Consider the following 24,755-nt stretch of genomic DNA (forward strand, 5'->3'; position numbering starts at 1 on the left):
CTCCCGCCATGCAATGGACAGAGACGTTCGGGTATCTCGGCGCGCTGATGACGCTGACCACCTTCTCGATGAAGACGATGCTGCACCTGCGCATGGTGGGCATCGTGTCCAACCTGGCCTTCATCAGCTACGGTGCCTTTGGTCACGTCTACCCGGTGCTCATGCTCCACCTGGCGCTCCTGCCCTTGAACGTGTGGCGGCTCTGGCAGCTGCTGCAGCTGACCCGGCAGATCGAGGAGATCTCCGGGAGCCAGCTCTCGATGGAGTGGCTCAAGCCCTTCTCGCGCCGCAGGACCGTTCAGGCGGGAGAGACGCTTTTTCGCCGGGGCGACGCGGCCGCGGAGGTGCTGTTCGTGCTGAGCGGGCGCTTTCGCGCGGTGGAAGCCGATGTGGCCCTGGGCCAGGGCGAAGTCATCGGCGAGCTGGGCCTGATCACCAGGGAGCACAAGCGAACGCAGACCGTCGTCTGCGAAGAGGCAGGCTCGCTCCTGTCCGTGACCTACGACGAGGTGCGGCAGATGTACTACCAGAATCCCAAGTTCGGCTTCTTCTTCCTGGAACTGGTGGCAGAGCGATTGATGCGCGACGCCCAGCGGACGGCACCGGCATGGCGTTCCGCGACATCGGAATGAGCGCCCTGGCCCTGGCTTCTACGGCTTGGGAAAGCGCCTGAGCATCATCCGCCCGAGGTGGGTGATTTCCGTGACCATCGCAGGCAACTGCTCGTAGCCATCGACGGTGCGCTGCGGTCTGGGAATCACCGCCTTCACGAGGCCGGCCTTGAGGAGAACCCGGACGGCATCGACGCTGCCGCCGTCCGGAACCATCACCGGCATCGGCTGCAATGCGATTGCACGAAGCACTTGAATGGACACGGGATCGCAGACGTGAGAAGCGGAGTTGTCGAACCCGGCGGGCAGCCACAGTATGCCCTCGCCATCGACGAACGCTGCGATCCGGACCGGGAACAAGGCGGAGCATTTCACGCCCTGACGGTCTTACTGCAGCATCCGGCCCTGGCCGGGCTCCCCATCCAGCGCGGGCTTGAGCAGCGCGGCCCCTGCAAGCGCCCAGACGGTGAGCGCGTCGTCCAGGGCCTGGACGTTGCGGGCATCTTCCCCGAGCCAGCGCACGAGCCTCTCCGCGCTCGCCGCCGAGGGCGCGTCATGCATCCTGCAAAAGAGCGTCCAGGCCATGCGGCGGGCACGGTCCGACGGCGCATCATGACCATCTCCCCTGCTCATCGGCTCCCCTGCAGCTGCATCTGCATCGGCGGACGCCCGGTATCGCCATGCAGGCGCCCGCCGCCGAACTCTGCGTCGCCCGCCTCCTGGCGGTACCGGAACACGGCCAGCGGCCTGCCACGGCCACGCACCTGCTTCTGCTCGAGCAGACCGGCGCGCTTCAGGTCCCGGATCGCCCGGTAGACGCTGGTCGCGCTCGCCGCCATGCCGCGCAGGTGCATGCGCCGGAACACCTCCTCGCGGCGCTGCCACTCCACGCCGCCGTCGGCCAGGGTCTGCAGCACGCGCAGGCGGGTCAGGGTCGGCGGTATCCCCGCCGAGCGCAGCTGCGGTGGGAACTCCGGCCGCACGGCTGCAGGCGTGGGCGCGCTGAGGCCGCTCATGCAGCCAGGCTCTCCGGCGATGCGCGCGCGCTGTCCTCCTCGATCCGGCCGGCCCGCATGCGCAGCACGCGGTCCGCGAGGTGGAAGTAGCGGTCGTCGTGCGAGATCACCACCAGCAGGTGCCCCTTGGCGCGCAGCTCGGGCAGCAGCTCGGTGTAGAAAAGATGGCGGAAGGTCGGGTCCTGGTCGGCAGCCCATTCGTCGAACACCAGCACCGGGCGGCCCTCCATGTAGGCATGCACCAGCGCCAGGCGCTTGCGCTGCCCGGTCGACAGGTCCACGGTGCTGAAGGCGCCGTCCTTCACGCTCACCTTGTGGGCGATCTCCAGTCGCTCCAGGTAAGGCAGGGCCGCTTGCGGCATGGTGTCCATTGCGCCGCCCTCGCCGTTCGCCGCAAGGTCCTCGAACAGGTAGAAGTCGGCGAAGACGGTGGTGAACAGCTGCCGGTAGTCATCGCGGGTCTGCGGCGTCACGGGCTTGCCGTCCAGCCGCAGCTCCCCTTCCTGCGGGGGATAGAGGCCCAGCAGCAGCTTGATCAGCGTCGTCTTGCCCGAGCCGTTGTCGCCCACCACGAACACCAGCTCGCCGCGCCGCAGCCGCAGGTCGATCGGGCCCAGCGTGAAGGGCTCGCCGCCCGCGGGCGCGTCGAAGGCGTAGCGCACGCCGCGCAGCTCGATCGCGTCGTGCAAGCCGGGCTCGTTGGCCGACTGCGCCAGGTGCAGGTGCGGCTCGGCCGTGGCGAAGCGCTCGGACAGGTCGGCGATGCGCTGGAACGCGACCTTGGCGCGTCCCACGCCCGGCAGCGCGCCCGCGATCTGGTCCATCGGCCCCTTGAGGAACAGCAGCACCAGCACGAAGCCGCTCAGCACCGCCGGCTCCATGCTGCGCAGGGCGGCCCAGCCCAGGATCAGCGCGATCAGCAGGAAGTACAGCGCCGAGCCGAAGGCGGTCGCCATGACGTAGGTGTTGATCGCGAGCTTGTTGATGTCGCGGATGCTGTCGACGATGCGCTCGATCTGCCCCACGAACATGCGCAGCCGGCGCGCGCGGTGCATGCGCAGCTCCTTGGCGCCCTCGCTGATGCCGCGGTAGGCCTTGTGCAACCGCTCCTCGTGGTCGCGCGCCTTCCAGAAGCCGGCGACGCCGCGCGCCTGGGCCAGGGTCTGGATCGTCGCCCCGATCGCGAGCGCCACCAGCAGCAGGCCGAACAGCGCCGGCGAGAGGATCGCCAGGTACGCCAGGCAGCCGAGGGCGATGGCCAGCGCGATCACCGTCGAGGCGAGCACGAAGGCGACGTCGCTGATCATGTCCACGTCCTGCGTCAGCACCGGCATCAGGCGGTGGGTGCGGTAGCGCTCCAGCGCATCGATGGGCGCGGAGAGGATCTTCTGCGCCAGGCTCTTGCGCACCTGCGCCACCAGCCGCTGGCCCACCAGGTTGGTCGACATGTCCGACACGCAGCGCCCCACCAGGGCCGCGGCGCACAGGGCGATGAAGGTCAACAGCAGCCCGCCGGCCATGCCGCCGGGCCGGTTGAGCACCTCGTTGATCGTGGCAAGCAGCGCGACGGTCGCGGCCCCGGCGCCGATGCCGGTGATCGCGGACAGCACGATCCACGGCAGGAAGGGTTTGAGCAGGCGGCCGATCTCGGCGCGCTGGCCACTGGAGGATGTCATGCAGAACTCTTTCCGCCCCGGGGCGACAACGGTGGGCGGCGGCATGCCGCCCTCCCGAAGGACGCTTGGGCGCGGCGAATGTTCAACGGCCCGCTGCTACAGGGCGGTGGACAGTGTCACGGTCAGGCTGCGGGGTTCGATGAAGCGCACCGCATAGCCGTCCGAGACCATGGCGCGCCGGCCGAAGACATTGCCCGCGCCCACCTGCACGCGCCAGCCGTCGCCGCGATAGGCCAGCGACAGGTCCATGGTGGCGTAGGCCGGCAGCCGCAGCTCGTTGGGCGGCCAGGCCGCGCGCCGGCGCCCCTCGGCCACCAGCCCCAGGCCCAGGGTCCAGCGCTCGTCGAGCCGCTGGGTCAGCCAGGCGCTGGCGAACCAGCGCGGCACGCCGGGAAGAGCCGTGCCGGCCGGCACGGCGCTGTCCTTCAGCACCTTCGCCTCCAGCAGCTCGGCGCTGAGGTCCAGGCTCAGGCCCCGCGCCAGCTCGCCGCGCAGCTCCAGCTCCACGCCGCGGCTCTCGCGCTCGCCGCCCGCGACCGAGAACGCGGGGTTGCGGACATCGGTGGTGGCCAGCCCGCGCTTGCGCAGCTGGTAGACCGAGAGCGTGCCGAGCAGCCCGTCCTTCGGGTGGCCCCATTGCAGGCCCGCCTCCAGCTGGCGGCCCTGCTCGGGCGGAAGCAGGGAGCCGTCCGCCGTCGATGCGCCGAGCTGCGGCCGCGAGGACTGGGTCCAACTCGCGAACCACGACAGGCTCGGCGTCGCCGCATACACCAGCCCCAGGCGGGGCGAGACCAGGCTGCTGCGCCCTGTGTAGAGGGCGCCGCCCAGCCGGTCGTCGTTGCTGGCATCGATGCGCTCGCCCCGCAGGCCGAGCAGCAGCTGCCAGCGCTCGCCGAAGGCCAGGCGATCCTGCAGGTACAGCACCGTGGTGCGGCTGCGCATAGCCTGGTCGGCATCGCTCACGAAGCTGCCGGGCAAGGCGCCGTACACCGGCGCATCCAGGTTCAGCGCCGCCAGCGGCGCACGCCGGCCCGTCGCATCGACGCGGTAGCGGCCGAGCTCCAGGCCGGCCAGCAGCTGGTGCGAGGCGCCTGCCCAGTCGACGCGGCCATGCAGCTCGGTCTGCGAGACCTCCCCCGCGATGCGTTCGCTGCGATGCGCGCTGACGCGCCGCACCGAGCGGCCGTCGTCCGTCAGCACGCTGTTGCCGGTCATGCCGTAGACGTCGAGCTCGGTGGCATCGCGCGTCCAGCGGCTGCGCTGCACGAACAGCCCCTGGCGCAAGCGCCAGCGGGCATCGAAGGCATGCTCGATCGCCAGGCGCCAGGTCGTGCCGGATTCGCGGGCCACGTCGCCGGGCTCGCCCAGCGTGCGCCGGTCCGACAGCGCGAGCAGCGGCGCCTGCGCGATGCGGTCCGGCTGCACCTGGTCGCGCGCCTTGACCACATCGGCCTCCACCGTGATGCGGGTGTCCGGCGAGAGGCGCCAGCTGATCGAGGGCGAAAGCCCGTAGCCCTCCATGTCGTCGAACTGGCGGCGCCCCGGCCCCCAATCGGCGCCGGCGCCCAGCCTGAAGGCCACCGTGTCCCCGACCGCAGTGCCCAGATCGGCCCGCACGCTGTGCATGCCGTAGCGCGAGACCGACCATTGCACATCCCGGCGCCGCACGCCGTCGGGCTGGCGCGCCAGCAGGTTGATGTCGCCGCCGGGCTTGCCGTTGCCATAGAGCGCCGAGGCGGGCCCCTTGAACACCTCGACGCCTTCGCGCGCTGCCAAGCTTTCCAGGCCCAGGTAGCCGAAGTCGCGCACGCCGTTGCGCAGCGCGCTCTCGTTGGGAAAGCCGCGGATGAGGTCGCGGTTCACCGCAAAGCCGCCATGGTCGGCCGGCGGTGCCATGCCCAGGCTGCCGCCCAGGTCGTTGAAGCGCAGCACCTGGCGCTCGCCGCCGCTTTCGCCGAAGACCAGGGAATCGGCCTCGGCGATGCCTTCGCCGGCGGCGAGCAGCGGCATGCAGGCCAGGACCATCCCGACGTGGAGCTTCATCACGCGGCGCTCAATACCGAAGCGTCAGGCGCCGAAGCCCGGGGTCGCGCTCGATGTCGCGCGCGTGGAAGGGAAAGCGCAGCCAGTCCCCGCGGGCATAGCGCAGCACCGGCGCCGATCCCGCGCCACCCAGCACTGCCGTGTCGCGTTCGCCATGCGCCAGCAGCGTCGAAGCCTGCACGCCGCGGTCGTCGAAATAGACGACCTGGAGGTAGCTGTTGGCATGGGACTGTGGGCCCAGGGCATAGCTGCCGTCGGTGCTGCATGCGATCGCGAAGTAGCCCGCTTCGTCGCAGCCGCCGGGCAGCGGCACGCGCCGGCCCCCGCTGCGTGCGAAGCGCTCGCTGCCGAGCGGGGCGTCGAGGGCGACGCCCCTGGCGGCCAGATCCTCCACCGCCTGCGCCAGCGCGTGGGCGACGCGCGCATCGGCGGCGTTCGGCGCGCGCGGAGTCTGCAGCGGCTCCTCGCCCGAGAACGGCGTCGTATAGAACTCGGCCGCGGGAATCTTGTTGAGCCGCGCCCAGAAGGCGTCCCAGAGCAGTGCGCCGCGCGCCTGGGGCTCGGCCCGGTTCGACCAGGCGCGCAGCACGCGGCAGGGGGCGTGCAGGCCGGTCGCTGCGGGCGTGCAGGCCGCGCCGAGCAGCACGTCCTTGAACTGGTCCGCGGAGTACGCCCGTGCGCTCAGCACCTCGCGCTTCAGGCGTCCGGCCAGTTCCTCGGCCGATGCCGCCGGCCTTGCCATCAGCGCCGCGGCGATGCGGTGGCCTTCGCGACCGCGCAGCGTGAGCGGCTCGCGTTCGCCCCCGAGGATCGACGGATAGCCTTCCAGCGGCAGCGCCGGCTGGGTCAGCCAGTAGCTGTCGTTCATGTTGGCGACGTAGTCCTCGCGCAGCAGGCTGGGCATGCCCGCCGTCGCCATCGCGCCGGCCTGCGCGGCACCAGGATCGATGCGCCACTGGCAGGCGGAACGGCTGCCGTCGAGCAGCGGCGTGCGCGGGTCCAGCGCGGCGAAGGCCTTGGACAGCGGCGCCATGCACGTTGCGCGCTGCGCGTCCGGCACGTCGGGAACGGCGCCGATGTCGGCATACCAGGCGCGGCCGTCGCCGGCGCCGATCGCGCTGGTGTTGACCCAGGGCATCCCGCCCTCCTGCCGCTGGATCGCGATGAACTCGTCGAGCGACTTCGCCTGGTTCCAGCGAAGGAAGTTGCGGAAGACGCGCGGGTTCTCGGCGTTGACGTCGCGCATGGCCAGGGCACGCGCGGTCCCCCAGCCGAAGGCGGCGTCGTGGCGGCCGAAGTCGATGACCGGGCCGAAGCGCGTGCGGTAGAGCGTGCGGCGCACGGTCTCGACGCTGCCGTCGGGCCGTTGCGCCTCGACCGCCAGCGAGCGGGCCTCCATGGACTCGAAGACGCCGTCGACGCGATAGCGCGTGGGGTCCTGGGGATCGAGCGCCAGTTCGAACAGGCCGAAGCGGCGCGCGGCCGACACCGTGTGGCTCCACGCCACATGGTCGTTGAAGCCGATCATGATCACGGGCACGCCCAGGAAGGCCACGCCGGCCACGTCCAGTCGCCCCGGCAGCGTCAGGTGCGCCTGGTAGAAGCGGTCGGACCCGCCCCAATACCAATGCGGATTTCCGAACAGCAGGCCGCCCTGCCCGCCCGTCGCCTGCCTGCCGAAGGCCAGCATGTTGCTGCCCAGGCCGCGTATTTCGCCAACCGGGGACGCCAGCCTCGACGACAGGGCATCCCTGACTGCGGGTGCCGTTGCAGCCGCGGCGGCCGGCCGTGCATTCACGATCTCGGGCACGAAGCGCGCGGCGCCCGCGGCCAGGCCGGCGGCGATCAGGCGGCGCACGATGTCGGTCGCGTCGATGGCATGCACCCACGAGGCCCCGCCGCACGCCGGCGCCTGGCGGCCGGTGCGGCGCGAGAGCGTGCGCACATACCGGTTGTAGCCCTCGGCGAAGCCCGCGATGAGCTCGTTCAGTTCCTCCGGCTGCTCGCGCCTGAAGGCCTCCACCGCGCGTTCGTCCGCGAAGGCGCGGAAGAAGAAGTCCAGCTCCAGGTTGGTCGGACGGCCGAAGGTGGCCGGCATCGCCGGGCGCTGGTCGCCGCCGAAGTAGTAGGAGCGCTGCCCCCTGTAGGTGACGAAGCCGTCCGCCAGCGTGCACAACGCATCCTCGGCCTGCGCATAGCCATAGCCGATGCCCAGGCCTCGCCAGCTGCCGGCGCGCACATGCGGAATGCCGTCGGTCGTGCGGCGGATCTCGACCGACGACGACCGCGCAGCACGCGCGCAAGCCGGGACGACGAGGGCTGCTGCCATCAGCACGCCGACGATCCCCCGGCACAGCCCGATCCATGCCGGGCTCGGCACCTGCTTCATTGCAATCCTTCAGAAAACGAGAACGCCGCGCAGCTCGGCGATTGCAGTGAAGACGTTCCGCGCGCCGATTTGTTCACGGCAAGGGGCCTCGGCTGGACGAACGCAAGCGCATCGCTTCACAATGCGGTCGGTCCATGAACTGAGGGTCCGACAAATGGTCGCTATCAAGAACTGGATGTCCAATATCGAGGACGGCACCCTTCTGAAAGAGATCGTCATGCCTGGTTCCCACGACGCAGGCGTCTGGGCCAGCCCAGGCAGCACCGGAAACGTGCTCGTGACAAATGCGTTCATGCCTGTCGCAAGCATCGCGGCGCAGCTTGGAGACATCAGAGCGCAAGCCGAGGCTGGGGCGAGATGGTTCGACATCCGCATGTACAAGACCCCGACCCGATGGATGCCGTGGGAAAAGAGCCTGAGGCCCAACAAGCTGGACGGCCACAAGATGAAGCTTCGTGCTGCGCATGTGCCCGCATTTCAGGAAGGCGCCATCTCCAAGGGGGTTCTGCAATCGCCCGGGCTCGGCGGCTATGGTGCAAGCATCGAGCAGATCCTGGACCAGGCGATCAGTTTCGTGACTCTGCCCGGGACCCGGACCGAATTTCTCGTGATACGGTTTTCGCACTGCCCCGAACCGAAAAAGGTCTTGAAGGAGATCAAGTACTACCTCGATGACAAGACGAAAGCCAACAGAGGCAACATCCTTCAGCACATCTCGCCTGGCGTAAGCTCGTCGCTGGGAAACACACCGATGTCCGCGCTGAGAAGCAAGGTCGCGCTGATCTTCGATGAGAGTTTTCAGAAGTACTGCGCAGACACGAATTACAGCGCCTGGCTATTTACCTACAGCAAGAACATCGCGAGCAAATCGGATGCATGCTGCTGCGGCCAGTTCGCAGACAGTCCGGATACGCAAGTCGTGAAGAACGCGGCTGTACAGGCGGCGACGCTGCATCTGGGTCACGGCAACAACAATGGCCACCTGTGCTTCGTGTACTGGCAACTCACGCAGAGAAGTCTCAAACAGCAGTTCACCGGGGGCGGCAATATTCATGCGAACACCACCGCTCCCAAGACGGCGGCGAATCAAGGAGGCGGCACTCACGCGAACACCGGTGATCTGATGGCCGATCTCATGAACCTGTCGGCGCGTGGGAGCCGCACCAACCTGTTCAACGCGTCTGTGCCACCTGGATCCGTGAGCTCACGAGCGAAAGTGATTCACCCTGCGGGTGCGGGCGATTCGAGGTAGTTTGGTAAACGCGAGACAGGTGCAGGGCGTTCATGCTGCTGTTGCAAACGCAGTATCCGATTCCCTTCAATGCGCCCCTTCATCGTCAAGCAACTCGACTACGACCTCACCCCGGTAGCCGGTCTGGCGCTGGTGGGTCATCATCTGAATCGACTCGCACCGGTATTCAAGCAGCTCGATGACGCCTTGCCCGTTCGAAATGGCGTTGCCAACAGCGACATTCTGCGCAGCTACCTGGGCCTGCTGGTACAGGGCAAGAGCGACTTCGATGCGATCGAGAACTTCCGCGGCGATGCCTTCTTCAAGCAGGCGCTGGGCATCAAGCTGTTGCCCTCCAGCCCGACGCTGCGCCAGCGCATGGACGCCCGCGCGGACGAACTGTTTGACTTCCTGCCGACGCTGATCGAGACGCTGCTGTACGGCGCGCGAGTCGACTATGGCGTCTTGCCTTGCGGCTGGCTGGCGCTGGACGTGGACACCTTCGCCATGAACAACGGCGGCACTGCCAAGGACGGCGTAGGTCGTACCTACACGGGGGTCGATGGCTACTGCCCGCTGGCCGCGTACCTGGGCTCGCACGGGTTCTGCCTTGAGTTGGCGCTGCGCCCCGGCGTGCAGCATTCGGCGTCGGAGACGCAATTCAACTTCGAGCGTGTGATCCCGATGGCGCAGCGCCTGAGTGCGGCGGGTCCGAAGGCGCCGATCCTGGCGCGCCTGGATTCCGGCTTCGACTCGGCGGCGCTGATGCGCGAGATCGAGTCGTACAACCGTGCAGGTGTGCCGCAGCTGGACTGGCTGATCAAGTGGAACCCGCGCACGACCAACGTGGCGGCGCTGGCCGAGCGGCTTGAGGCCGACGCCACCACGCTCTGGGAGCATCCCCGCGCGGGCAAACGTGTGACGCTGTGGGAACAGGCGCTGGAGATCGAAGGCATCGAGCGGCCGCTGCGCCGCGTGCTGCGCCTGACCGAGCGCACCATCGATGCGCAGGGCCAGTTGTTGATCGAGCCCAAGCTCACGTTGGATGGCTGGACCACGAGCCTGAGCGCCAAACAGTTCGATGGGAAGGCCATCATCGCGCTGTACGCCGACCACGGCACGCACGAGCAGTTCCACTCCGAATTCAAGACCGACCTCGATCTGGAGCGGCTGCCCTCGGGCAAGTTCAGTACCAACTACCTGGTGTGCGAGCTCGCCGCGCTGGCCATGAATATCCTGCGCCTGATGGGCCAGGCCGGGCTGCTGGGGTCCGATGCGCCCGTGCGCCATGCGGCCAAACGCAGGCGCATCAAGACGGTGATGCAGGAACTCATCTACCGCGCCGGCCGTCTCATCGAGCATGGCCGGCGCATCATCCTCGGGCTGGGCGCCAACGATCGCGCGGCCAAGGCCTTCCAGCGGCTGCACGGCGAACTGCTGACCAGCTGCTGAGCGCAGCCGGCCTATCACCGGCCTCATTCACGCACTCACGAATCCAGAAAATCGCATCCGAGCGAGGTTGCGGCGTGGGCCAGTCGCACCCATCTCAACGCAAGTCGATCGCCGAGTCGTGATGGCGACGACTTCATCGCGTCGATCTCGGCACCGCCAAGCATCGGGCAGTCGAATGGCTCGGTCACAGTGCGACAAAGCACCCGGGATCGGTCCGCAGAGCATTGGGGCTCACGGATTCAGGTGCCAGTCAACGTGATTTCACATGATTTCGTGAAGAACGAAACCAGCCAGCAGATCGTGAAGGCGAACGGCAGTGTGCATGGCAGCCAGATCAAGGGTGCCTGGCCGATCACTTGGTGAGCGCTGCCGCATTCCAGAGGACACATTGGATGGCAAGATTCATTTTGGTGCCAGGTGGTTGGCACGGAGCCTGGGCATTCGAAGCTGTCAGCAATGCGCTATCGAGCGAAGGCCACGAAGTTCAGGCGCTCACGCTGTCGGGGCTGGGTGACGAGCCTGCGAATGGAACCAATCTCGAACGTCATATCGACGAGGTGGTTCAAGCGGTTCGCAGGCGTGATACGCACGCCGTTCTTGTCGGTCATTCCAATGGCCACTTTCCTGCAGGCGATCAAGTTGACCGGCAATTGGCGCAACGTCCGCAGCAAAGCCTTCATCGCCGCATGCGGCTGGGAAGGAAGTCCGTTCATCGAGCTGTACGAACGTCTGCGACTGGACCCTGAATGGGCGACGCATCGCCTCGACTGCGCGCACGATGTTCCGCGGCTGGCCCCCGAAGCTCTCACGAGGATTCTTTTGGAGTACGTGTAGGCAGGCCGAGCGCGGCGGGTCGCGAACTGCAGATCGGCGCTTTGATCCCGTTTGGTTCCTGAAAAATCTTGTAGCTGCGAACTTGTCGACCTATGCTAGTTTGGTTTCCGGAGACACGCTATGTCCATGTCTGAGATCATCGCGGCAATCATTGGCGCAATCTTTACCGTCTTGGCGGTGTTCATTGCTTATTGGCTAAGTAGCCGACAGGCGCATGTTGATCGCCTGACCACCAAACTTGAAGATTTGCAGATCGCACTTTCCGAGTCGCGCACTGCCAATGACGGGCGATTCAGGAAGGCCCGCGAAATGGTCCTTAGCCCTCCAGCGCCGACGGCGGACCCTACGGAGTACGTTTACCTCTCTCGCGACATGCCCCTCGAGCGCCGCGTAACCATCTACGTCGACACGTACTTCCAGACTCTCCGGAGTCGCCGCAAGGAACTGCTCGAGCAGAACATACCTTGGGTTGACATCTTTCACCGTTTCTCAGAGGGCAAGCCTGTTCGGATTGCCGAGGTGCTTAGCGCCCACTTGGGAACACGAGATGCAATAGACGGATTCGAAGCGAAATTGCTCCACTGCCGCGCCGATCTCGTCAAGGGGCGGCACGCGGCCATTGCAGATGAAGCAACCTAACTCGTCCTATGCTCGGCGCCGGGTAGCTTGGTTCTCCGGTTCGAAGCGACCTGATAGATCTGCTCCGCAAAGCCTCCGGTTTGCGTCCTTGGCGCCGATCGCCACCTTGCCTTGAAGCCGCGCGGCAGAGGCAACAGCAGGGGCGCGGAGCAGGCCGTCTCTCGTCCAAGGCTGGCCGGCTTCCGGGGAAAACGTCACTCCAGTTTCACTGCCCTCAGGGCTTTCCGTTCTGGATCTCGACGTGGCTGCCCGCATGCCAGCGCACGCGCACAGGCCGTTTCGCGTCGGCGATGAACTCCGAGTTCACGTCCTTGCCGCTGCCGTAGTTGATCTGCCGGTCGGGGCGCTTGTTGATGCCGATCACCAGCACGATGCGGCTGCCCGCCGCCAGCTTGCGAGCGGTCACGCGCTCGGCGGTGAACGCAAGCAACTGGCGCTCGCCGGCCCGAAGAAGCCGGCGATACACGCGATGGCCGGCATAGCTGGCGCGAAAGTCGTAGGGTTCGAACAGCAGTTGGTATTCGCCGCTCGCCGTCTGCTCGTACAGCGAAACGATCAGGTCCACGTCCTGCCGCGAGGGCGTGATGTCGAACTCGCCGCGCAGGCTGCCGTCGATCTCGGTGTCCTTCGGCAGCGGATCGCTGACGAAGCTGATGCTGTTGCGCATCGGCAGTTGCTTGCCGTGCAGCGCGTCCGGCCACGGGATGCGCGCGTCACGGCGATCGGCGAGATCGACCAAGAGTCGCGTGCTACCACCGTCATCGGGCGGCGACGGCAACAGACGATGCGGGCCGTTGCGCTCGCGGGTGTCGAGGTACAGACGCAGCCGGGTGCGAACCGGCGAGTCCAGCGTCGGCTCATGGCGCCACTCATCGGCGCCCATCACCTGGTAGTTGACGCGGCCCTGCAGCAGCGGGGGCTTCTTCGCTCCCTTGAGGACGTGGTCGAGCCATTGGTAGCGCAGCTCGGGCAGATCGACGCGTGCGACGGGGTCGACCGTGTAGCCGCGCAGCTGCGCCGCCGTGCCCAGCCGGATCGAGGCCGCGTCGTAGGGGCCGAGCAGCAGCGTCGTGTCGGCCTGCGGCCGGTTGCGGCGATGCTCGTTGTGGAAGTACAGTGCGCCGGCCTCGGCGCCGTAGTAGCCGGCGATGCCGAGCACCGGGATGTCGATCTGCGCAAACTGCTCCGCGCTTGGCAAAAACTTACGCCAGTAGAGATCGTGGCTGGGGTGCGTCAGCCAGGTTCGGATCAGCCTGCTGCGCTTGCCCACCAGGACGCGGTCCACGTCCCAATAAGGGCGCTTGCCGCGATACCAGCGCGCGTCGAGCTCCTGCCAGACCGCGTCCGGGCTGGCGTCGGCGTCGGCTCGCAGGGGCTCGTCAGCCGCGTGCTCCTGCGCCCAGCGGACCATGGCGTTGCGGTAGATCTGTCCGGCCATCGGGAAGTCGATGCCCGGCGCCATCGGCGCGATCGTCGCGATGGCCCTGAGTGCCGCCGGCTTCCGGCGCGCCGCGGCCCAGGCGGCGTAGCCGGAGTAGCCGTCGCCGAGCATGGCGACGCGGCCGTCACTCCACGGTTGCCGCGCGATCCAGTCGATGACCGCCGCGGCGTCTTCGCCGTCGCGAACGAACGGCCACACGGCGCCCTTGCCGTCAGGCGTGCGTCCTCGCACGTACGCCGTGACGCCGACGTAGCCTTTGACGGCGCTGCGCTGCGCGTCGTCCTCTGCGGGATCGAGCGTGAAGCGCAGCAGCGTCGGCAGGGCGCCCTTCGCGCCGCCCGGCCGGACCACATTGGCATGGATGACGATACCCCCCCGCACGGGAATCCGGACGTCGGCCTCCGCCAGGTAGCGGCCGCGGTTTTCCGCCGCGATCAGCTCGGGCAACAACGCACTGAAGCTGCGGCGCGACTCGTACCCAAGCCAGGTGCGCACGAGCGCCACGGCATCGGCCTGCGGAAGGCTGCCCTTCGCGCGCCAGCGATCGAAGGCCTGCCGGACCGGCTCCCTGTACACCGCCAGCGGGGTTTCGAGCCGCGCCATGATGGCCGCGGCTTGCGCGTTGTCGAGCGGCGATACCAGCTCCTGGAACGCGCGCGCGAAAGCCTTGGCGAAGTCGAGGCGCTCGTTCGCTTCGAGCGCGCGCGCACGCGCATAGATGCCGTCGACGATCGCGCGCTCGGCCAGGCCGTCGAAGGGCTTGCCTTGCTGGCGGCTGCGCAAGGACCTGCTGCTGTCGGAGGCGGCACGGTAGGTGCCGCTGACGATCTGCAGCGCGGTCATGTTGGCCAGGAAGGCATCGGTGTCGGCCTCCTGGTAGACCGGCACGATGCGCTGCGCGAGATCCCGCATCAGGTCCACTGCAGCGGGATCGTCGGGGTCGCGCGGTGGCCGGAAGCCGAAATCCAGCGCCCAGGCCCAGGCCGGCAGCGAAAGCGCCAGCAGCACCAGGGCACGACGCGCAAGGAGGTTCATGACCGAAGCTCCTCGGGCACCGCGTCCGGCACCTTGACCAGGTGCACCACCTGTGTGAACAGCCGGTCGTGCGCTTCTCCGGCCGAGCCGATGTGCACGATGCCTGTGTGCGCGAGCTTGGTCGTCAGCACGTCGATGATGAGTTCGAGCGTGTCGTCGTCGAACGCGCCGAAGGCTTCGTCCATCACCAGCCAGGGCGGCGCCTGCAGCACCACGCGGGCGAAGCCCAGCCGCAGCTGCTCGTCCATGCTGAGCTCGCGTTCCCAGCGCCCTGTCGTTTCCAGCAAGGGTGCCAGCCGCTGGAGGCCCACGCTCGCCAGTGCGGCCACCATGGCTTCCCTCGGATACGGCTCCATCGCATACGACAGCGCTTCGGCAAGCGTGCCACGGGGAAGGTAGGGCGTGCCGCGCGGCATGTAGTGGATCGTCTCGCCGCGGGGCCGGCGCACGGTGCCGGAGCCCCAGGGCCACAGGCCCGCGAGCGCCCGGAACAGCAAGGTCTTCTCGGTGCCCGGCGTGCCGAGGATCAGCAGGCGCTGACCGGCGTGCATGACGAGCGCTCCGGCGTCCAGCCGATCGTGCCCGGTCCAGGCGCGGACCTCGAGCGCCTCGATCGCGAGGGTTCCGGCTTCGCTCTCCGCATAGGCGATGCGGCTGCCGTCCGGCAGTGCCTCCAGATCGGACGCCAGCACCTGGCGCAAGCCGGCGACACGCAGGAGCGTGGCGCGCCAGTCGGCAATGAGGCTGAAGTTGTCGACGAACCAGCGCAGCGACGACTGCGCCTGCGTGAAGGCAGCGGCGGCCATCATCAGGCCGCCGAACGAAACCTTCCCCGAGAAGTACAGCGGTGCGGCCACCAGCGTCGGCGCGATGACGGTGACCCAGCCGAAGCCCGAGGTGACCCAGGTCAGGTTGGTCAGCCCGAGCACCACGCGCGAGGTGGCCTGCAGGACGTCGCCGAGATGCATGGCAACGCGGCGCTTCTCGTCGGCCTCGCCGGCGGCCAGCGAGATGCCGTCGAGATGCTCGTTGATGCGGGTCAGCGAGAAGCGCAATTCGCCTTCGCGCGCGTAGCGCTCGGCGTTGCGCGAGACCAGGCCCCTGCCGATCCAGTAGGTCATCAGCGAGCCGCCGATCGCATAGACAATCGCGGCCCACAGCATGAAGCCAGGCAGGGCATGGTCCCGGCCGTCGAAGAAGATGCTGAAGTCCTTGGACAGGACCCACAGCACGCTCGCGAAGCTGCCGAACAGCATCGCCGCCTGCAGCAGACCGACGCCGAGGCCGATCGACAGATCGCACAGCTTCAGCGTGTCGTCGTGCATGCGCTGATCCGGATGGGCGCCCATGGGGCCGCTGCCCTGGAGCCAGAACGCTCGGCGCGGCTGCAGCCAGAGCCCCACGAGGTCGGTCACCAGGGCCTCGCGCATCTTCAGCTGCAAGGTTTCGACCAGCCACCTTTGTGCAACGTTCAAGACCAGCAGCCCGCCCGCGATCACCGCGAAGATGCCGACCTGCATGATGAAATCGCCCACGTCGCGACGCGAGATCGCGTCGTAGAACGGCTTGTTCCAGCTATTGAGCTCGATCTGCCCATACGCCGTGATCGCGATGACCACGACGATCCCGCCCGTCAGCGCGGCCAGCGTTCTCCTGACCGCGGACACGCGCAAGGCGCCGAGCAACTCGCGGACCTGACGGACGACACCGGTCTTCGCGGCCAGCTCGGCAGGGGTCTGCGGCGCTGCGCTCATCGACGCCGCGGCTCCCGGTATGCAATCGCGAGGCGGCGCGCGAAGACACACGAAATGAACGCGGCGTGGCTCCAGGCCAGTTGCTTCGCCGAAGTCTGTGCGCCGCTGCGCTGGTCGAACTGCTCCGACAGATCGCCACCGGCCGGCGTGTAGGCGCGCACGGTGGCGAGGTAGGCGTCGCCGCGCCCTGTCCAATGGCTCCAATGGCCTGCATCGCCGCCCGCCGCCGCCGCGGCGCGGAAGCAGAACTCGGCGGCGCCGAGCGTCGAGAAGTAGTACGCGCCCCCCGAGTAGTACACGTCGCCGGCGTACCGGCCCATCGCCGGGCCACGGCCTGCGCTACGGCCGTGGTTGATCGGATAGGCCGCATCGAACAGCGCTTCGAGTCGCGCCAGCGTGGCCTGCATGCGGGGGGCGGTCGGGCCATGCGTGGCCTGCGTGCCCGAAGCGGCCGCGCCGTGCGTGACGGCGTGGTCGACGCTGTGGATCGCCGAGAGGACCACCGCGATGTCCAGCGCCTTCGAACTGGGCTGGTCGTCCGCCAGCACGCGCGAACGGTAGTAGCCGTGCGCCGCGTCGCGATCGTGTGCGCCTTCGTCCACCCAGTAGCCGTCGAGCAGGCTCAGCACGGCCTGCGACTCCTCCCGGCAGCGCTGCGCCTGCGCCGTGTCGCCCAAGCCCTGCAGCCACGCCGCGCCTTCGGCCAGCGCGGCGGCCGAGACGCGCAGCGTGTAGTAGTGATGGCCGCTTTCTTCCTCCCAGATGTCGTAGGACGGCTCGCGCCAGTGACGCAGCGTGAAGTCGAGGTCGAAGCGGATCAGGGCGGTGACCTCCGCCAGCAGCGGCGCGTCGAGGTGCCCGCCGGCCACCCAGCGCAGCAGCGCCAGCGCGCGCAGCGGCGGCCCGTCGTGCTGGGGGCGTGCCCATCGCAAGACATCGAGCGTGCCGTCGGGGTTCACCCGCGTCTCGGCGACGACGGCATCGCCGTGGACGCTCGCGAGGTCATCGCCCTCGCGCAGGTACTGCAGCAGGTCGGGGGCCACGCGCGCCGTGCGGTCGGGCACCGCGGCAACCGCGCGGCCGTCGAGCCGGTTCACTGCAAGGCTGAAACGGGTGAAGTCGCGCAGGTGCTGCAGGGCTTCGTCGCCGATGCGCCGGTCGACGTAGAGCAGCCGCAGCGCATCGATGACGACAGCGGAGTCGCGGAACCAATGAAAGAAGTAGTCCGGGTCCGGGTCGTAACTGCCGAGGACGGGCGAGGCGATGATGGCACCGGCGATCGGCCGCACGGTATGGCCGAAGCCCGGGCGATGCTTGACGATCGAGACCGGCGAGATGCTGGTCAGCATCGCACTCGCCGAATGGCCCAGCTGTGTTTCGAGCCAGGACTCGAACGCCGGGTCTTGCAGGCTCGTCACGCTGGAGCGCACCGGAGTACCTTCGCCTTCGGCTGCGGTGCTACTCGCCTTGGGAGCGTCCCGGCGGCTCACCGGAGTACCTTCGCCTTCGGCTGCGGTGCCATTCGCCTTGGGAGCGGCCCGGCGGCTCATGCTTCCGGTGCCACGAGATGCGGGCTGCTGAAGTCCAGGCGCCGCAGCCCGGCCTGCACTTCGGGCGCGCTCATGAACAGCTTCCACAGGAGGCCCGTTCGATGGTTCTCCATCATCACGACGATCGGGCCCTGGTCGATGGCGAGATGGGTTTCGGCGAACCAGCCGCGCCGTTCGCAGAACGCATCGACGAAGCCGTAGTCCTTCCACACCCGCGTGCCATGCACGGCCAGGAAATGCCGCAGGACCTGCATCACTTCGGCGGGTGCATACGGCAGGCTAGCCAGCGCAGCCGTCGGCGAGATGGTGCCGTTGTCGTTGTTCGGGTCGTGCGCGAGGTAGCCGTCGGGGTCGTCGCTGGCCGTCAGGCCCCAGCACGATTCGCCGTAGCCCGGGTAGCTTCGGGGATTGGCGATGCAGTGCGCGCGGTTGATCCGCACGTGGCGGCTGTTGAGATCCCAGTAGTCCGCGTAGCGATCCTTCAGGCCGTGCGGATCGAGGCCGCAGAACGAGTAGTGCGTGAAGAACAGCGGCCCGCCGTACGCCGAGCCCAGCGGCATGTCGATGCCATAGTACTGCCGCCCGTTGATGAAGTCGGGCCCGGAAGCGTAGCCGCGGTGGTAGACGCGGGGATCGATCGCATGGCGCGGGGCGGCCGCGGCCAGGAAGTAGGTGATGAGGCACTCGTTCCAGCCGTGGATCTGATGGTTCATCGCCCAGCCGTGGTTCGGGCTCCAGTGCCAGTACAGCACGTCCTGCCCGCCCTGGGTGAACCAGTCCCATTCGACCTCGTGCCACAGCGTGTCGATGTCGCCACGCAGCCGGCGCGCTGCGGCCGTGTCCTCGCTGAAATACTGGCGCACGCACAGCAGGCCCATCATGAGGAAGGAGGTCTCGACCAGATCGCCCGCGTCGTCCTTGGGGCTCATCGGGATCGTCGCGCCGCTCGGGCCGTGGATGAAGTGCGCGAAGGTGCCGTGGTAGCGCGTGGCGCGGAACAGGGCGTCGAGCATGCGCCGCAGGCGATCCAGGGCTGCGTCCCGCGTGACCCAGCCGCGTTCGACCGCGACGATCAAGGCCATGACGCCGAAGCCCGTGCCACCGATCGCGGCCTTGTCTCCATCGGTGTCGCCCGCGAGCGTGCGGCGGTCGAGCGCCAGCCCGCTGGCGGCGTCCGCACCGTCCCAGAAATAGCGAAAGGTCTGGCGCTGCACGGCCTCGATCAAGGCTTCATCAGGCAGGGCTGCCAGTGCCTTCGGGTCTCTGTCATCCTTCAACACGAACTTCTCCTCTCGTCGAGTGGGTGGGTGTCACGTTTGGTTTCATCGAGTCGTCGGCGCCATGCGGCCGATCGCCCCCCGCAGCATGCCATTATTGAGCCCCCTTGGGTTCCGCTTTGGAGTTCTCCGATGAGTCGTATCGACACCCTCATGGCCCGGATGACGCTGTCCGAAAAGCTGGGCCAGCTGACGATGACTGCCTCCAGCTATACGGTCACCGGGCCGGTGCTCGCGGGGGATTCCACGCAGTCGATCATCGACGGCAGCGTCGGCAATCTGCTGAACATGGTCGGCGCCGGCCCCACGCACGAAATGCAACGACTGGCCGTCGAGAAGTCACGGCTCGGCATTCCGCTGCTGATCGGCCTGGACATCATCCACGGCCATCGCACGCTCTTTCCGATCCCGCTCGCGGAGGCCGGCATCTTCGACGAAACCCTCTGGGAGCGCACGGCGCGCGAGGCCGCGCGCGAAGGCGCGGCCGAAGGCCTGGCGATGACTTTTGCGCCGATGCTCGACGTGTCGCGCGATCCCCGCTGGGGCCGCACCGCGGAAGGGCCGGGCGAGGACGCCTGGCTCAACGCGCGCATCGCGCAGGCCAAGGTGCGCGGTTTCCAGGGGGCCGACCTGTCGTCGGCCGAATCGCTGGCCGCCTGTGCGAAGCACTTCGTCGCCTACGGCGGGGTCAACGCGGGGCGGGAATACGCCGCCGTGGACATCTCCGAGCGCACCTTGCACGAGGTGCACCTGCCGGGCTTCGCGGCCGCGGTCCGCGCCGGCGTCGCGACGCTGATGCCGGCCTTCACCGATCTCAACGGCGTGCCGATGACGGCACACATCCCCCTGCTGCGTGACTGGCTGCGCGGCGAGATGGGCTTCGACGGCGTCATCGTCAGCGACTACAACGCGATCGCGGAGTTGATCAAGCACGGGGTCGCCGCCGATCTCGCCGATGCCGCGGTGCTGGCGCTGAAGGCCGGCGTCGACATCGACATGATGGCCGACGCATACCGCAAGGGTCTGCCGGTCGCGCTCGAGCAGGGCCGGGTGACGATCGAGGAGATCGACGTGTGCGTGCGCCGCGTGTTGCGGCTCAAGGAGCAGCTCGGCCTGTTCGACGACCCCTACCGCCGCGGCACGACGCCGGAGCCCGCGACGGCTGTCGCCGAGCGGCACGCGCTGGCGCGCGACGTCTCGCGCAGGGCCATCGTCATGCTGAAGAACGAGCGCGACACGCTGCCTTTGCCGGCGGCGGCGAAGACGCTGTGCGTCATCGGTCCGCTGGCCGACGCCAGCACCGAGATGAAGGGCCCGTGGTGGGGTGCCGGCGAACACGAGCCCGCCGTCAGCGTGCTTGCCGGCCTGCGCGCCGCGCTGCCGCACACCGATCTGCGCCATGCACCCGGCGTCGCCATCGAGGGCGCCGACGACAGCGGCATCGAAGCCGCCGTCCTGCTTTGCGACGGTGCCGGCGCCGTCGTGCTGTGCCTGGGCGAGCGCGCCACGATGAGCGGCGAGGCGGCGAGCCGCGCCACCCCCGCGCTTCCCGGGCTGCAGCAGGCGCTGGCCGAAGCGGTGATAGCCCGAGCACATTCGCTAGGCATCCCCGTCGTCGTCGTCCTGTTTTCGGGCCGCCCGCTCGTCGTCCCCTGGCTGTCCGAACACGCCGATGCGCTGCTGGCTGCGTGGTTCCTCGGCGTCGAGGCTGGCCATGCGATTGCCGACGTGGTCACGGGCCGGGCAACGCCCGGCGGCCGCACGCCGATGAGCTGGCCGCGCACCCTCGGCCAGGTGCCGATCTGCTTCGGCGAGCGTCCCACCGGCCGGCCGATGAATCCCGCCGACCACTACACGAGCAAGTACCTGGACGTCGACAACACGCCGCTGTATGCCTTCGGCCACGGCTTGACCTACGGGCGGTTCAGCTACGACGAGCTTCAGGTCGAGCCGCGGCGCGTGCGCGAGCAGGACACGATGACGATCAGCGTCAGCCTGCGCAACGTCGGCGCGCGCGAGGCCGAAGAGACGGTCTTCCTGTTCGCTCGTCGCAAGGTCAGCCGCGTCACCCGGCCGCTGCTGGAACTAAAAGGCTACGCCAAGCTGCGATTGAGGCCCGGCGAAGCCGGCTCGGTGACGCTGGAGCTGCCGGCGGCCGAGCTGCGCTACCTCGGGCCGGACCTGCAGCCCTTGTTCGAGGCGGGCGAGGTGGAGATCCTCGTCGGACCGAGTGCCGATCAAACCGGGTTGCTGCGCCAGACCATCGAGATCGACACGCGCTGAACAAATCCGGGGCGCGCCCGTCATGCCTGAGCCGACCACCGCGTCGGCGAACCAGGAGGACAGCGCGATGCCATTGCACCCGGACCTCGAGGCCTTTCTCGAGCTCGCCAACGCCCAGCCACAGCCGATGCGCGCCATGTCGCCGCAGCAGGCCCGCGCGGCCTACGACCGCTCCACGCTGGCGCTGGACCCGCCCGGCCCCGAGGTGGCGGTGGAGGCGCTGCAGTTCGACGGGCGGGACGGCCTGCGCATCCCGGCGCAGCTGTACCGCGGCAAGGCGACGGGCGCGCGCGAGCCCACCCTGCTCTTCTTCCATGGCGGCGGCTATGTGCTGGGCGGGCTGGCGTCCCACGATGGGCTGTGCCGCACGCTGGCGCACGAGGCGCCGTGTGCGGTCCTCGCCGTCGACTACCGGCTGGCGCCCGAGTACCGCTTCCCTGCGGCCTTCGATGACGCGCAGGACGCTCTCCATTGGCTGCTGCGCAACGGCCCCGCGCATGGACTGGACAGCCGGCGCATCGCGATCGGCGGCGACAGCGTCGGCGGCACGCTGGCCGCGGCCCTGTGCATCGCCGAGCGCGACGCCGGCCGGCCGCAGCCCCTGCTGCAGCTGCTGCTCTATCCGTGCACGGCCGCCTGGCAGGACAGCGACTCGCACCGGCGCCTGGCCAGCGGCTACCTGCTGGAGCACGACAACCTGCAATGGATGTTCCGCCAGTACCTGCGCAGCGACGTGGACCGGCTCGACTGGCGCTTCGCGCCGCTCGCGGCCGCGAACCTCTCGGGACTCGCACCGGCCCATGTCGCGCTCGCGGAATACGACCCGCTGCTCGACGAGGGCCGCCGCTACGGAGAGCGCCTGGCCGCCGCTGGCGTGCCGGTCGAGGTCCAGGTTTACGCCGGCATGGTGCACGACTTCGCCAGGCTCTCGAACGTGGTCGACGAAGCCGGCGCGCTGCGCCGCCGGCTCGCGCAGGTGCTGGCCAAGGCCTTCGCCCCGGCACGGCCGGCTGAACATCCGTCGGTCCCGCCCGTCTTGTCGAAGTGAAACAAGAACCTGTGCCGGCCGCCGCATCCGCCCTCCTGCCGGACCGAAATGCGGCGTTCGATGCCGACTGGGGCTTCACCGCGCACCCCGACGGTCAGGCCCTCGGCGTGCAGCGCGTGGGGCGCCAGCTGCTCGTCGGCCCGCCCGGCGAACGCGCGCACGACCGCTGGCTGCTGCGCGACACGGGCGGCGCGCCGGCGCTCGAATGGCTGGGACCCTGTGCGGCGGAGCCCGAGGAAGCGCATCTGCTCGCGGCCCTTGAAGCCGCCTTCATCCTGCATCCGCAGCACGCCAGCCTCGCACTCGCGGGCCCGGTGCCATCGGCACTGCGAGATACCGGCGTCGTGACCGGCGCGCGCAGCGCCCGCCCGATCGCAGAGCGCGACGCCCTGTGGCAACAGCCGCGCCTGTGGCTGCCGGCCGCGCGCGAGCCCCGCGCCCTGCAGTACGCCGTGACGGAAGGAAGGCGCCATCCGCGCCGCCCGCCCAAGCCGGCCGGTGTCGTCTACCGCCGATACATCCCCTGGCTCGCACGCACGCTCACCCTGCGCAGCATCGACCTCGCCCGCGACCTCCCCACCTTCAGCCGCTGGATGAACGATCCGGTGGTGGCGCAGTTCTGGCAGGAAGAGGGCGACCTGGCGAAGCACCGTACCTACGTCGAGCGCATCGCCGCCGACCCGCACGTGCTGGGCCTGATCGGCAGCTTCGACGACGAGCCCTTCGGCTACTTCGAGGCCTACTGGGCCAAGGAGGACCGCATCGCGCCCTTCTGCGAGGCCGGCGACCACGACCGCGGCTGGCATGTGCTGATCGGCGAGGCGCGCTTTCGCGGCCGGCCCTTCCTCACGGCCTGGATGCCGTCGATCTCGCATTACCTCTTCCTCGACGACTGCCGCACGCAGCGCATCGTGATCGAGCCGCGCGCCGACAACCACAAGATGCGCAAGAGCCTGGCGCGCTGCGGCTACGCGCTGCTCAAGGAGTTCGACTTCCCGCACAAGCGCGCCGTGCTGGGCCTGCTGCTGCGCGAGCGCTTCTTCGGGGAGGCCTTGTGGATCCCCCAGCCCGAGGTCTCCCCTCACCCCAAGGAAATCCCATGCAAGTCCACAACCTGATCGGCATCGGCTTCGGTCCGTCCAACCTCGCGCTGGCCATCGCCATCGAGGAGAAGCGGCCCAGCGGCCGCCCCATCGAGGCCATGTTCATCGAGAAGCAGCCCGGCTTCGCCTGGCACAAGGACATGATGCTGGACCAGGCGCACATGCAGATCTCGTTCCTGAAGGACCTGGCGACGCTGCGCAACCCGACCAGCCGCTTCACCTTCGTCAACTACCTGCACGAGAAGCAGCGCCTGCAGGACTTCATCAACCTCAAGACCTTCTTCCCCAGCCGCCGCGAGTTCAACGACTACCTGGGCTGGGCGGCTGCGCAGTTCGACGACATCTGCGCCTACGGCGAAGAGGTGGTCGAGGTGCTGCCGGAGAAGTCCGGCCGCGAGGTCGCGCTGCTGCGCGTGCGCTCGCGCGACGGCGCGGGCCAGGTGCATGAGCGGCTGGCGCGCAACCTCGCGATCGGCATCGGCGGCGCGCCCAACATCCCCGACTGCTTTCGCCCGCTGCGCGACGACCCGCGCGTCTTCCACTCCAGCCGCTACCTGGGCGAGATCGCCCGGCAGTCCGGCGCCGGGCGCATCGCCATCATTGGCGCGGGCCAGAGCGCGGCCGAGATCTTCATGGACCTGCAGGGCCGGCCGGGGGCGCCCAAGGTCGACCTGATCATGCGGGCGCGCTCGATGCGCCCCTCGGACGACAGTCCCTTCGTCAACGAGATCTTCAACGTCGACTTCACCGACTACATGTACAGCCGCCCCGACAAGGAGCGCGCCGCGCTGATCGAGGAGTTCTGGCACACCAACTACGCCGCGCCCGACCTCGAGCTTGTGCAGCAGATGTTCAAGATCCTCTACGAGCAGCGGGTCAGCGGCGAAGAGCGGGTGCGCTTCCTGCGGCGCCACGACGTGCGCAGCGTGCGCGCCGCCGCAGACGGCATTCATCTCACCCTGCTGGACCTCAATGCGCAGCGCGAGAGCACGGTGCGCTACGACGCGGTCGTGCTGGCCACCGGCTACTCGCGCGAGCGGCACAAGGCCCTGCTGGGGCCGCTGGCGCCCTACCTGGGCGCCTTCACCGTCGACCGCCACTACCGGCTCCAGGGCACGCCGGACTTCCGCCCCTCCGTCTTCCTGCAGGGCGCCTGCGAGACCACGCACGGCCTGAGCGACACGCTGCTGTCGGTGACCTCGGTGCGCACCGGCGAGATCGGCGCCGCGCTGCTGGGTGCGCACGCCGCCCGCAGCTCGGCGGAGGAGGAGGCGGAAGAAGGCCGGGCCGTGCGCATCTAGGCCCCAGCTACGAAGCGGCGTTGACAGGTCAAGCCGGCGCCGCCCCCGCCGCGCCAACCATGCCGGCGCCGG

The 24,755-nt window shown here is 68.6% G+C and carries 19 protein-coding genes; 9 read left to right on the top strand and 10 right to left on the bottom strand.

From position 1 onward, the window contains the following. Positions 1-8: 8 nt before the first annotated feature. A complete protein-coding gene (locus tag GXN78_RS35415; RefSeq protein ID WP_106560382.1) occupies positions 9-632 on the top strand; it encodes a cyclic nucleotide-binding domain-containing protein in 624 nt (207 codons plus the stop codon). Between the two features lie 18 nt (positions 633-650). Here the strand turns inward: GXN78_RS35415 and GXN78_RS35420 are convergent, their stop codons facing one another. The 6 genes from GXN78_RS35420 to GXN78_RS35445 form a co-directional block, all read right to left on the bottom strand. Then, on the bottom strand, positions 651-986 hold the full coding sequence (locus GXN78_RS35420) for a hypothetical protein (RefSeq protein ID WP_146163181.1): 336 nt from the start codon (positions 984-986) through the stop codon (positions 651-653). A 12-nt stretch (positions 987-998) separates the two neighbouring features. Beyond that, on the bottom strand, positions 999-1,196 hold the full coding sequence (locus tag GXN78_RS35425; RefSeq protein ID WP_106560380.1) for a hypothetical protein: 198 nt from the start codon (positions 1,194-1,196) through the stop codon (positions 999-1,001). 44 nt (positions 1,197-1,240) lie between these two features. Then, on the bottom strand, positions 1,241-1,627 hold the full coding sequence (locus tag GXN78_RS35430; RefSeq protein WP_106560379.1) for a transcriptional repressor: 387 nt from the start codon (positions 1,625-1,627) through the stop codon (positions 1,241-1,243). Beyond that, positions 1,624-3,303, bottom strand: coding sequence for a cyclic peptide export ABC transporter (locus tag GXN78_RS35435; protein ID WP_106560378.1), 1,680 nt, complete (start codon positions 3,301-3,303; stop codon positions 1,624-1,626). The genes GXN78_RS35430 and GXN78_RS35435 overlap by 4 nt, the downstream gene beginning before the upstream one ends. Positions 3,304-3,399: 96 nt before the next feature. Continuing rightward, positions 3,400-5,346: a TonB-dependent receptor gene (locus GXN78_RS35440; RefSeq protein WP_106560377.1), complete on the bottom strand. Its 1,947-nt coding sequence runs from the start codon at positions 5,344-5,346 to the stop codon at positions 3,400-3,402. Between the two features lie 10 nt (positions 5,347-5,356). Beyond that, positions 5,357-7,735: a penicillin acylase family protein gene (locus GXN78_RS35445; protein WP_239143112.1), complete on the bottom strand. Its 2,379-nt coding sequence runs from the start codon at positions 7,733-7,735 to the stop codon at positions 5,357-5,359. Between the two features lie 175 nt (positions 7,736-7,910). On the opposite strand from GXN78_RS35445, the gene GXN78_RS35450 reads away from it, so the two are divergent. From GXN78_RS35450 to GXN78_RS35465, 4 genes are all read left to right on the top strand, one after another. Continuing rightward, complete coding sequence (locus GXN78_RS35450; protein ID WP_146163180.1) at positions 7,911-8,987, top strand: hypothetical protein; 1,077 nt, start codon at positions 7,911-7,913, stop codon at positions 8,985-8,987. Between the two features lie 69 nt (positions 8,988-9,056). Beyond that, positions 9,057-10,418 carry an IS1380 family transposase gene (locus GXN78_RS35455; protein WP_106561504.1) on the top strand — a complete coding sequence of 454 codons (1,362 nt, stop codon included), beginning with the start codon at positions 9,057-9,059 and terminating at the stop codon, positions 10,416-10,418. Between the two features lie 392 nt (positions 10,419-10,810). Further along, entirely contained in the window at positions 10,811-11,164 is a 354-nt protein-coding gene (locus GXN78_RS42310; protein ID WP_343231046.1) for an alpha/beta fold hydrolase, read from the top strand. Between the two features lie 214 nt (positions 11,165-11,378). Then, the gene (locus GXN78_RS35465; RefSeq protein WP_146163186.1) at positions 11,379-11,891 is read left to right on the top strand and encodes a hypothetical protein; all 513 of its coding nucleotides are present in this window, start codon (positions 11,379-11,381) and stop codon (positions 11,889-11,891) included. 214 nt (positions 11,892-12,105) lie between these two features. Here GXN78_RS35465 and GXN78_RS35470 read toward each other — a convergent pair whose 3' ends face one another. From GXN78_RS35470 to GXN78_RS35485, 4 genes are all read right to left on the bottom strand, one after another. Further along, the gene (locus tag GXN78_RS35470; protein ID WP_106560484.1) at positions 12,106-14,367 is read right to left on the bottom strand and encodes a CocE/NonD family hydrolase; all 2,262 of its coding nucleotides are present in this window, start codon (positions 14,365-14,367) and stop codon (positions 12,106-12,108) included. Then, positions 14,364-16,121, bottom strand: a complete 1,758-nt coding sequence (locus GXN78_RS35475; RefSeq protein ID WP_106560483.1) for an ABC transporter ATP-binding protein/permease — start codon at positions 16,119-16,121, stop codon at positions 14,364-14,366. Before GXN78_RS35475 ends, GXN78_RS35470 begins: the two co-directional genes overlap by 4 nt. Continuing rightward, entirely contained in the window at positions 16,118-17,539 is a 1,422-nt protein-coding gene (locus GXN78_RS35480; RefSeq protein WP_239143113.1) for a glycoside hydrolase family 15 protein, read from the bottom strand. Before GXN78_RS35480 ends, GXN78_RS35475 begins: the two co-directional genes overlap by 4 nt. Before the next feature lie 128 nt (positions 17,540-17,667). Next, the gene (locus GXN78_RS35485) at positions 17,668-18,951 is read right to left on the bottom strand and encodes a glucoamylase family protein (RefSeq protein ID WP_106560481.1); all 1,284 of its coding nucleotides are present in this window, start codon (positions 18,949-18,951) and stop codon (positions 17,668-17,670) included. Positions 18,952-19,080: 129 nt separating this feature from the next. Here GXN78_RS35485 and GXN78_RS35490 point away from each other — a divergent pair, with 129 nt between their 5' ends. From GXN78_RS35490 to GXN78_RS35505, 4 genes are all read left to right on the top strand, one after another. Beyond that, a complete protein-coding gene (locus tag GXN78_RS35490) occupies positions 19,081-21,231 on the top strand; it encodes a glycoside hydrolase family 3 N-terminal domain-containing protein (protein ID WP_106560480.1) in 2,151 nt (716 codons plus the stop codon). 67 nt (positions 21,232-21,298) lie between these two features. Next, entirely contained in the window at positions 21,299-22,279 is a 981-nt protein-coding gene (locus GXN78_RS35495; RefSeq protein ID WP_106560486.1) for an alpha/beta hydrolase, read from the top strand. Then, entirely contained in the window at positions 22,276-23,397 is a 1,122-nt protein-coding gene (locus GXN78_RS35500; protein ID WP_106560479.1) for a GNAT family N-acetyltransferase, read from the top strand. The genes GXN78_RS35495 and GXN78_RS35500 overlap by 4 nt, the downstream gene beginning before the upstream one ends. Continuing rightward, positions 23,379-24,683 (top strand): lysine N(6)-hydroxylase/L-ornithine N(5)-oxygenase family protein, encoded by a 1,305-nt coding sequence (locus GXN78_RS35505; RefSeq protein WP_106560478.1) that lies wholly within the window; start codon positions 23,379-23,381, stop codon positions 24,681-24,683. Before GXN78_RS35500 ends, GXN78_RS35505 begins: the two co-directional genes overlap by 19 nt. Positions 24,684-24,755 lie beyond the last annotated feature (72 nt).

Source organism: Variovorax sp. WS11, from assembly GCF_010499245.1.
Lineage (GTDB): Bacteria > Pseudomonadota > Gammaproteobacteria > Burkholderiales > Burkholderiaceae_C > Variovorax.